The organism is Pseudarthrobacter sulfonivorans (assembly GCF_031454915.1).
GTDB classification, from domain to species: Bacteria; Actinomycetota; Actinomycetes; order Actinomycetales; family Micrococcaceae; genus Arthrobacter; species Arthrobacter sulfonivorans_C.
Map to the genome: position 1 here is coordinate 25,007 of NZ_JAVDRS010000017.1, position 9,703 is coordinate 34,709.

Below are 9,703 nucleotides of genomic sequence, written 5' to 3' on the forward strand. Positions count from 1 at the left end.
GTCGAACAGGCACCAACTCACACCTTGAAGTACTTCGCCTCCGGGTGGTGGAACACAAACGCGTCGGTGGACTGCTCGGGGTGCAGCATCAGCTCATCGCTCAGGACCACGCCCATCCGCTCGGGTTTCAGCAGTTCCGTCACCTTGCGGCGGTCCTCCATGTCCGGGCACGCGGGGTATCCGAGCGAGAACCGGGCACCGCGGTAGTCGAGCTTGAACAGGCCGGCCTTGTCCTTGGGCTCTTCGGAAGCGAAGCCCAGCTCGGAGCGGATGCGGGCATGCCAGAATTCCGCCAGCGCCTCGGTGAGCTGCATGACCAGGCCGTTGAGCTCGTAGTAGTCGCGGTAGTGGTTCCCGGCGAACAGCTCGGACGTCACCTCCTCGATCTTCGAGCCGGCGGTGACCAGCTGCACCGGCAGAACGTCGATCTGTCCCGATTCGCGTGAGCGCACGAAGTCGGCGAGGCACAGGTGCCGGTCGCGGCGCTGGCGCGGGAAGTCGAACCGCAGCCGGTCGGTGCCGATCGGGCCGCCTGATCCGCCATCGGGGGCGAGCAGCCCCGGGGTGCCGAGGACGCCGTCGCGGTCTTCCCCGTGATGCAGCACCACCACCTGCTCCCCCTCGGAGACCACCGGGAAGTAGCCATAGGCGACGGACGCGTCGAGCATTCCCTCGCCGAGGATGCGGTCCAGCCAGTAGCGCAGGCGCGGCCGGCCCTCGCGTTCCACCAGTTCCTCGTAGGAGGCGCCGTCATCGCCGCGGCCGGGCTTGAGCCCCCACTGCCCCATGAAGGTGGCGCGCTCATCGAGGAAGGTGGAGTAGTCGTGGAGCGAGACGCCGCGCACAATGCGGGTACCCCAGAACGGCGGCGACGGCACGTGGTTGTCGGCGGCGACGTCGGACCGGCCGGGCATCGCCTCCGGCTCGGTCACCGTGAACTTCGGGCCGCCCTTGTGGATCCGCTTCTTCAGCGGCGGAAGGCCAACGGCGGCGGGGTCGGCGCCGCGGGCCACCTGCACCAGCGGTTCCATGAGGGCCAGGCCCTCAAAGGCGTCCTTGGCGTACCGGACGGTTCCTTCAAACTGCTCCGCCAGGTCCTGCTCCACGTAGGCGCGGGTCAGGGCTGCGCCGCCGAGGACGATGGGCCACTTCTTCGCGAGGCCCCGGGACTGGAGTTCGGCGAGGTTCTCCTTCATCACCACGGTGGACTTCACCAGCAGCCCGGACATGCCGATCACGTCGGCGTTGTGTTCCTCGGCTGCGGCCATGATCTCGGCGATGCCCTGTTTGATGCCGATGTTGACCACTTTGTAGCCGTTGTTGGTGAGGATGATGTCCACCAGGTTCTTGCCGATGTCGTGCACGTCGCCGCGGACGGTGGCGATCACCATGGTGCCCTTGCCCGACGAATCCGACTTCTCCATGTGCGGCTCGAGCAGGGCCACGGCGTTCTTCATCACCTCGGCGGACTGCAGCACGAAGGGCAGCTGCATCTCGCCGGCGCCGAAGCGCTCACCCACAACCTTCATGCCTTCGAGCAGCTGGTCGTTGATGATGCCGAGCGGGGTCATGCCTTCGCTGCGCGCCAGGTCGAGGTCCTCTTCGAGGCCCTTGCCTTCGCCGTCGATGATGCGCCGCTGCAGGCGTTCGCCGGTGGGCAGCGCCGCGAGTTCCGCGGCGCGCTGGTCCTTGAGTGCTGCGGTGTCGACGCCGGCGAACAGGTCCAGCATGATGGCCAGGGGATCGTACGTGAGGTTGCCGTCGGCGTCGTATTCGCGGCGGTCATAGACGAGGTCCAGGGCTACCTTCCGCTGTTCCTCCGGGAGCGAGGCGAGCGGCACGATCTTGGCGGCGTCGATGATGCCGCTGGTCAGGCCCGCCTGCACGGCCTCGTGCAGGAACACCGAGTTCAGGGCCATGCGCGCCGCCGGGTTCAGGCCGAAGGACACGTTGGAGACGCCGAGGGTGGTGTTGATGCCGGGGTACTTGGCGGTGATCTGGCGGATGGCCTCGATGGTTTCGATGCCGTCCCGCCGGGTTTCCTCCTGGCCGGTGGCGATGGGGAAGGTCAGCGCGTCGACGATGATGTCCTCGACGCGCATCCCCCATTCGCCCACCAGGGCGTCGACGAGGCGCGAGGCGATGGCCACCTTGCCTTCGGTGGTACGTGCCTGGCCCTGTTCGTCGATGGTCAGGGCGATCACGGCGGTGCCGTGTTCCTTCACGAGCGGCATGATGCGCGCGAAGCGGCTGTCCGGGCCGTCGCCGTCCTCGTAGTTGACGGAGTTGACCACCGGGCGGCCGCCGATGAGTTCCAGGCCTGCCCGCAGCACGGGCGGTTCGGTTGAGTCGATGACGAGCGGGAGGGTGGAGGCCGACGCGAAACGTGAGACGACTTCCTTGATGTCAGCCACGCCGTCGCGCCCCACGTAGTCGATGCACACATCGAGCAGGTGCGCGCCGACGCGGACCTGCTCGCGGGCGATGTCCACGCAGTCGTCCCAGCGCTCTTCCAGCATCGCTTGGCGGAACGCCTTCGAACCGTTCGCGTTGGTGCGCTCGCCGATGGCGAGGTACGCGGACTCCTGGTCGAAATTCACGTGGTGGTAGAGGGAAGCGATGCCGGCTTCACGCTCGGTGGGAAGGCGGCTGCCGTCGGCGCCCCTCCCGCCGCTCGTGACCGCGGCGACGGTGCGCAAGGGCGCGAGACGCTCGACGACGGCGGCCATGTGCTCCGGCGTCGTACCGCAGCAGCCGCCCACGAGGCCCAGGCCGAATTCCCGCACGAACTGCTCGTGCGCGGTGGCGAGTTCGGTGGGCGAGAGCGGGTAGTGCGCGCCGTTGGGGCCCAGGACGGGCAGGCCGGCATTGGGCATGCAGGCGATGGCCACGGAGGACTGCTTGGAGAGGTGGCGCAGGTGCTCGCTCATCTCGTCCGGGCCGGTGGCGCAGTTCAGGCCGATGGCGTCGACGCCGAGCGGCTCGAGGGCGGTGAGCGCGGCGCCGATCTCGGATCCCATCAGCATGGTTCCGGTGGTTTCGACCGTCACCTCGACGAAGATGGGGAGCCGGATGCCGCGGGTGACGATGGCCTGCTTGCAGCCGTTGACCGCAGCCTTGGTCTGCAGGAGGTCCTGGCTGGTCTCGATCAGGAAGGCGTCCGCTCCCCCGTCGATGAGGCCCTCGGCCTGCAGGGCGAAGGTCTGCTTGAGGTAGTCATAGCTGGTGTGCCCGAGGCTGGGGAGCTTGGTGCCCGGCCCCATGGAGCCCAGGACCCAGCGCATGCGTCCGTCTGTTTTTTCTGCCGCCTCGGCACGGTCACGGGCGATCTCCGCGCCCTTGCGGGCGAGCTCTTCGATCCGGTCGTCGATGCCGTAGTCGGAGAGGTTGGACCAGTTCGCGCCGAACGTGTTGGTTTCGACCGCGTCGATGCCCGTGGCGAAGTAGGCATCATGAATGTCCGCGAGGACATCCGGCCGCGTGGCATTGAGGATCTCGTTGCAGCCCTCCAGCCCCAAGAAATCGTCCTCGAGCGACAGCTCCCGGCCCTGCAGCATGGTGCCCATGGCCCCATCGGCAATGACGACCCGAGTGTTCACGGCATCCAGGAGCTCCTGGGCACGGACGGGGCGGGGGACGGACTCAATATCAAGCGCGAAGCGAGGCATCTAAACAGATTACGTGTGGGGCTCCCACGTTGCGCTGTGTGTCCATGTACTACGGCGGCGGGTGGGAGAAGTTTCGTAGCTCCGCAGCGGGAGCGGCAAACTGTGCTTCGCACGGCCGCGAAGACCCATCCGCTACGTCAGTCCGCAATTCGCGAGGTCGGCATATGCGGCGCCTCGGCCAGTAAACGTGCGGGTTGGCACACTCGGCCGAGGACATGTATCTGGTGCTCTGCCAGCGAAGCGCCGGGTCAATTCACGCTGAGCAGTGGCCTCTGAGCCCGACGGGCTTGCCGGAGGCAAGGTCGGCGGAACGTCCGTCGCAGAAGCCGAACTACTTCTCCTGTGCCAGCATGTTGCCCTTCGAGGTTGCCGTGACGACCGCGGGAACGGGTTGGAATTGCCGGAGGGTGAACTGGAAGCGACAGGAACTGAGAGTAAAGTCCCCCGGCCGGAGGTATGTGTCTGCCCTTTACCGCCGGTATAAGTCCTATGGGGAGGCTGGGGCAAACCAGTCGTTGTCACGGCATTGCTCAAGCTTATGAGGGAACCAACCCGAGTTAGCTCGCGGAACCGGGTAGTTTATAGCAATGCTGTCTTCAACTCCCGCGTACACCGCCCCGAGCCTTGGGCAGTCTCCCGAGTTCCCTTATTCCGCTCGTCATACACGAGACCTGGATGAGTTGCTGGCTCAGTACGCAGGTATGCCGTTGGAGGTCAGTTTCCGTCAACTGGTCGGAGTTCTTCCGGCTGACGAATCGACTCACAGTATCTATCCTTACCCCGCAAGGCTGCTAAGACATATCCCTAGACTCTTGCTTTCAAGCCGTCAGATTCTCGAAGGCGTTGAATACGTAATAGATCCCTTCTGTGGTTCGGGCACGGTCTTGCTTGAAGCTCAGAACCGACGTATACCGTCAGTTGGGATAGACCAAAATCCAGTTGCGGCTCTTATAAGCCGTGTGAAAACTACTCCACTGTCGAAAGAGGATATGGTTGCTCTTCTTGAACGAACAGCTCTTGCGGCAAAACGAAGCAGGTCAGTTCGGCTGCCCGCAGAGTACCTACGAAAGTGGTATGCCCCACCGGCCCTTTCCGTTCTCTCGAGACTGGCATCAGCCGTCAGAGACGTCGACGACCCTTCCCAGCGGGACTTCCTTTCACTTGTACTAGCGCTATGCGCTAGAAAACTTTCACATGCGGACCCACGGATCCCAGTCCCAGTTCGCATGAAAGCAAGCAGTGAAGCTATTCCGGCCGCGGAACCATGGGAAGAGTGGAGTAAGAACGGCAAGCGAACTATGGCAAGGATCGGCAGACTCCGCAGGGTAGATCAGCCCTCAAGGGTCTACCACGCTGATGCACGCACCGAGACCGCGTGGACCAGCCCCCTCTTGGGGAAACCCAGCCTTATCGTGACCAGTCCTCCTTATGGTGCAGCGCAAAAGTACATCCGAAGCACTAGTTTGGAATCCGGATGGCTGGGGTTTACCACTGACAAAGGCACGATTGATCTAGAGCGGGCGAGCGTGGGCCGCGAGCACCTCACCAAAGATGAGCGCTTAGCTACCATAGCAAGTTTAGGTAATGGACGCTTGACTGCAATCCTGAATGAAATCGCGGAAGATCATCCCGTCAGGGCCAGCATCTATACGAATTACTTCCTTGACATGGAAAGAGTTCTTAGAAATGCAGCTTTACCAGCAGTAAATTGCAAGCGCTTGGTTGTGATCTGCGGTACGAATACTGTGCGCGGAAAACATATTGAGACCCACGAAGTCCTATCTGAGATTGCCCTCACAAAGGGATTCAAACGTACTCTTAGCTTGCGTGATGCTATAAAAGGTAGAACCCTATTGACCACCAGAAACTCAGACGGAACCCCCGCCCCTGCAGAGTTCATCGAAGTATTCGAACGGGATATATAAAAATTGCAAAACCTTCAACGGTTAGAATCAGAATATTCTGACATCTTGTCCCGGATACGCGTTCTGTCTGATCAGGTTTGGGAACAAACTGTTCAGACACCAGACATTGAACGCTGGCTGAGCAACTTCGACGGCAAAGTAGCTAGCGTAAAGGAGGAACATCTTCATGCCCTCCACCTATTGTCACATTTCAATTACTTTGGTTCCCGCGAGATACGCGAGCTCCTCAAGGCTGTATTCCGGGACTTATACCGATATCCTATTATCCAAAGTCTCCGCACTGCGAACGGGGGCAGTAGAGATTCGAAATTACTGAACCTGCTGTTCCAACAAGAACTAGGTGCAACACGCTTTCTCGGGATGGGCAATCCATCGGAGAGCGGCTCACACCTCCTTTATTATTTCAGGCAGGAAAATCAGCTCTCAAAACGACTGTTTATTCATCAGCATGAAATACTGGACCGCGCGCCCGGCTCCCCGGATGCACGATTAGCAATACCTGGGCTTAAGCGACTTGTATTTATCGATGATCTTCTAGGCTCAGGTTCGCAAGCAACTCAATACAGTCAAAAGCTATTGCAGTTCGTTCGCGCGGCCGCACAAGCGGAAAATAGGGACTTGGAGATATGCTATTTTACGCTATTTGCAAAAGCGGAAGGTCTTGCCCTATCGAGGAACTTAGCTGGGTTTGATAGGGTGAACGCTGTTCACGAGATGGACGCAACGGAAAGTGCATTTCATGCGCATTCGCGAGTCTACGCGAGTGCATCCAACACGCTTTCGCAGGATGACGGCAGGGAGATAGCAGCTCGCTACGGCGAGCTGGTCTCTCCAGGCGACGGTCTGGGATTTGGGAACGGCCAACTTCTTTTGGGCATGCATCACAACATTCCAGACAACACACTGCCGATATTCTGGCGCGATGACTCTGCGACTCAATGGACTCCCATATTTCCTCGATACAACAAGGTGTACTGATGAACTCTAATCCTTTCGATGTCACAAAAGCGGTTGATTTCACTGACGACCAAATCAAGCGCAACTTTGTGAGTTTCACCTCATCGGATCCATATTCTATCGTCGACCCCCGCAGCCCTATGCCACAGTATCTCGTAGGGGGAAAGGGTGGAGGACGAACACATCTACTACGTTACTTCGCATATCCACTCCAAAAAATGCGAGGCCAAGGGGCGCTAAGGCAAATTCAAAGCGAGGGGTACCTTGGGGTCTATTTTCGATGCAGCGGATTAAATAGTTCGAGGTTTCAAGGCAAGCATCAACCGCCAGATGCCTGGGAGAGTGTCTTCGCCTTTTACATGGATCTCTGGCTTTCGGAACAGTTGTTAGTCGTCCTCACCGATCTGCATCAAGCTGAGCAAAATTGGAACGCGGCGGAGGAAAGCCAATTTGTAAAGTCTATTTGCCATCTACTTAACAGTGAACGCGAGAAGACCATGCAGGCCATCAACCGCGTTGACTCCTTATCGGGTCTCCTGGACCTTTTAGTTTCTTTGCGCCATGAAATGGATCGTTCCATCAATAATGCCGCGCTCACTCGGCAGCTCGATGTCGAGGTTCTCGCATCACCGGGCATTTTGGTATTTCGATCAGCTCAGCAAGCTGCGCACATGCCTGGTTTGCGAGATGTTAAGATCACCTTCCTAGTCGATGAATTTGAGAATCTCAGTCTCACGCAGCAACGCTACTTCAATACCCTAATACGTGAAAAGGAGCTCCCCTCCTGCTTCCTAATTGGGGGCCGTGAGTGGGGTATCAGAACGCACGAAACACTCAGCGCTCACGAAATTAATAAGCGCGGCAGCGAGTTCGAATGGAAAGTTCTTGAAGACTCATACCGGACAGGTAACGCGTATAGCGAGTTCTGCAAAAACATGGTTGTTTCTCGTTTGGAAGACGCGGGCATGCCCTCGATCAACGAAAAGACGCTCACAACAGTTTTCAGCCGTGGAGAATTGGGGCGGTTTCAAGACAAGTCGCTCCTCGATGTCTTAGGATCCGCCGACTCGTCCGATCGGCCTCATGTACAGAAACTCAGAAAGTCGGTGTTGCGAGCGACCCAGGACCGGCAGCTCACGGACTCGATCTGCAAAGTGCTGTCTGTACCTGAACATCCGCTCATTGAGAAGCTTGCAATTTTGCGCTTCTACCAGCAGTGGAACACTTTTAGAAGCATAAACATTGAGAGCGCGCATGAAGCCCGTGATTACGTGACACCTCTTCTCGACGGCACCGAGAGCGTAGAGCTTCGGAACTATTTGAACCTGTGGAAGTCCGATCTCATCGCCCAGATTTATCATGAGAATGACCGCCGCAATCTCTATATCGGCTTTGATCAATTTGTAGACATGTCGGGATACCTTCCCCGCAGCCTACTTATGATTTTAAAGTACGTAACGCACTGGGCTATCTTCTTTGGCGAGAGGCCGTTTGAGGGACTGGAGCCGATATCCCCTGAAGCGCAGACCGCCGGCGTCCTTGATGCTTCTAGGTGGTTCTTCTCAGATGCGAAGCCGTTGGGACAGGAGGGAGAGGACTGCGACCTGGCCATCAGGCGGTTGGGTGCACTTCTGCGTGCCGTGCGTCAATCTGATAAGCCAGCGGAAACAGGCGTCACCACGTTTTCCAGCAACTTACAACGGATCAATCCATCTGCCGGTGCACTAATCGAGACCTGCGTTAACCATCGTCTGCTCATCGAGATCTATAGCGGGCGTACCTCACGAAATCGTGGATCAGTGCACAGGAAGTTTCAGCTCCACCCAATGCTCGCGCCGCTCTTCGGGCTGCCTACTGGACGCCGGGGTGACCTCTCACTGAAGCCCGCGGAGGTGTCAGCAATTTTTGGGCCTGAGGCACTCGAATCAGAGTATTCACGTATAGTCAAAGACAGGGTTGCGGGAATGCATGCGCCATTCTCACTAGCTGAAAGTCAGGAATCACTTTTTGAGCTCGGTTGATTATTCGCTTTTTGCAAAAGAGCGCCTCCGTTTGGATCAGATCCAGAATGAGCATTACGACGTGTTTTTGTCGTCATTCAATGATTCTGAGCGCGTAAACACTTTGTATGGTCTCGTAGATGCCGCATCTAAGATATGGCTAGTCCATCCTGAATATGAATACGCAAAGGATGGATTACCGACTAGTGGAAATGTATTTCACAGCCCAGCGGATCTTTCTGCGATTGAGTTTTGGCAAACGTTTTTTGACTGGCTCGTAGTTCCAGATAAGCTGGAAAATTTGCGGGTCGCTGTCGATATCACTGGCATGATGCGCCCTCACCTGATGCTTCTGCCGTTAATGCTCAAAATTTATGGCATAGACCGAGCTACGTTTTTTTACTCCGACCCCATGACGTATTCTTCCGGTGATAGGACCAAGTTTTCCAAGGGCCCGGTTGAAGGTGTTGCTCTAATTCCAGGCATGGAGGGTGCTCATGGGTCTGGCACAGATACACGTGATGTCTTAATAATCGGAGCAGGTTACGACCACCAACTTGTTATCGCTGCTGCTGAAGACAAGAGGTCGGCGGACCATTACCTTCTCATGGGTCTTCCCAGCCTTCAGCCGCATATGTACCAAGAGAGCATCCTACGGCTTAGCAAGGCAAGCGAATCAATACGAGATTACAGAAGTCGCACGATGCTATTCGCCCCTGCTAATGACCCATTTATGACCGCACAAGTGCTGAGCGACCACATCTCCAGACTTAAGCTGGAAGGAAAAGCGGACAATATATATCTGAGTCCCGTGGGAGCGAAGACTCAGGTTCTGGGTTTTAGTTGGTACTTCCTCTGCGAGGCGCGGCATACGTCAACGAGTATGATGTTTCCGCATAACAAGTATTACGAGCGTGAAACATCCCGCGGCATATCTTCAATTCATAAGTTCATTATGGAGTTGGACATGATCATCGATTGACATCGCATCGTCGGCACATCCAATATCGCAGCGTACAGGGCACACACGTAGTTGGCCCCAATCGCGGGAGCTAAACCGGCTCTCCGTGGTTCGTGGTGAAACGGATTCCGTGTCTTGAAAGCTGAAGGGCTCGTAGCCCTGCTGTGATGGATGTTCTCTACGCATTCATCA

The 9,703-nt window shown here is 57.8% G+C and carries 5 protein-coding genes; 4 read left to right on the forward strand and 1 reads right to left on the reverse strand.

What is annotated here, in order from left to right:
• Window positions 1–17: 17 nt before the first annotated feature.
• Window positions 18–3,668, reverse strand: a complete 3,651-nt coding sequence (metH, locus tag J2808_RS22075) for a methionine synthase (RefSeq protein ID WP_309820984.1) — start codon at window positions 3,666–3,668, stop codon at window positions 18–20.
• A gap of 1,412 nt (window positions 3,669–5,080) precedes the next feature.
• On the opposite strand from metH, the gene J2808_RS22080 reads away from it, so the two are divergent.
• Genes J2808_RS22080 through J2808_RS22095 form a run of 4 tightly spaced genes read left to right on the forward strand, consistent with a single transcriptional unit; the run spans window position 5,081 to window position 9,532 of the window.
• Window positions 5,081–5,593 (forward strand): hypothetical protein, encoded by a 513-nt coding sequence (locus J2808_RS22080; RefSeq protein WP_309820986.1) that lies wholly within the window; start codon window positions 5,081–5,083, stop codon window positions 5,591–5,593.
• Between the two features lie 45 nt (window positions 5,594–5,638).
• Window positions 5,639–6,571, forward strand: coding sequence for a phosphoribosyltransferase-like protein (locus tag J2808_RS22085; protein ID WP_309820988.1), 933 nt, complete (start codon window positions 5,639–5,641; stop codon window positions 6,569–6,571).
• Window positions 6,571–8,571, forward strand: coding sequence for an ORC-CDC6 family AAA ATPase (locus J2808_RS22090; protein WP_463675850.1), 2,001 nt, complete (start codon window positions 6,571–6,573; stop codon window positions 8,569–8,571). The genes J2808_RS22085 and J2808_RS22090 overlap by 1 nt, the downstream gene beginning before the upstream one ends.
• Window positions 8,558–9,532: a hypothetical protein gene (locus J2808_RS22095; RefSeq protein WP_309820992.1), complete on the forward strand. Its 975-nt coding sequence runs from the start codon at window positions 8,558–8,560 to the stop codon at window positions 9,530–9,532. Before J2808_RS22090 ends, J2808_RS22095 begins: the two co-directional genes overlap by 14 nt.
• The last annotated feature ends 171 nt before the right edge of the window (window positions 9,533–9,703 follow it).

Bases quoted from the DNA above. Each gene is read 5' to 3' on its own strand.
- metH (WP_309820984.1), bottom strand. From the start codon at position 3,668: ATGCCTCGCTTCGCGCTTGATATTGAGTCCGTCCCCCGCCCCGTCCGT.
- J2808_RS22090 (WP_463675850.1), top strand. From the start codon at position 6,571: ATGAACTCTAATCCTTTCGATGTCACAAAAGCGGTTGATTTCACTGAC.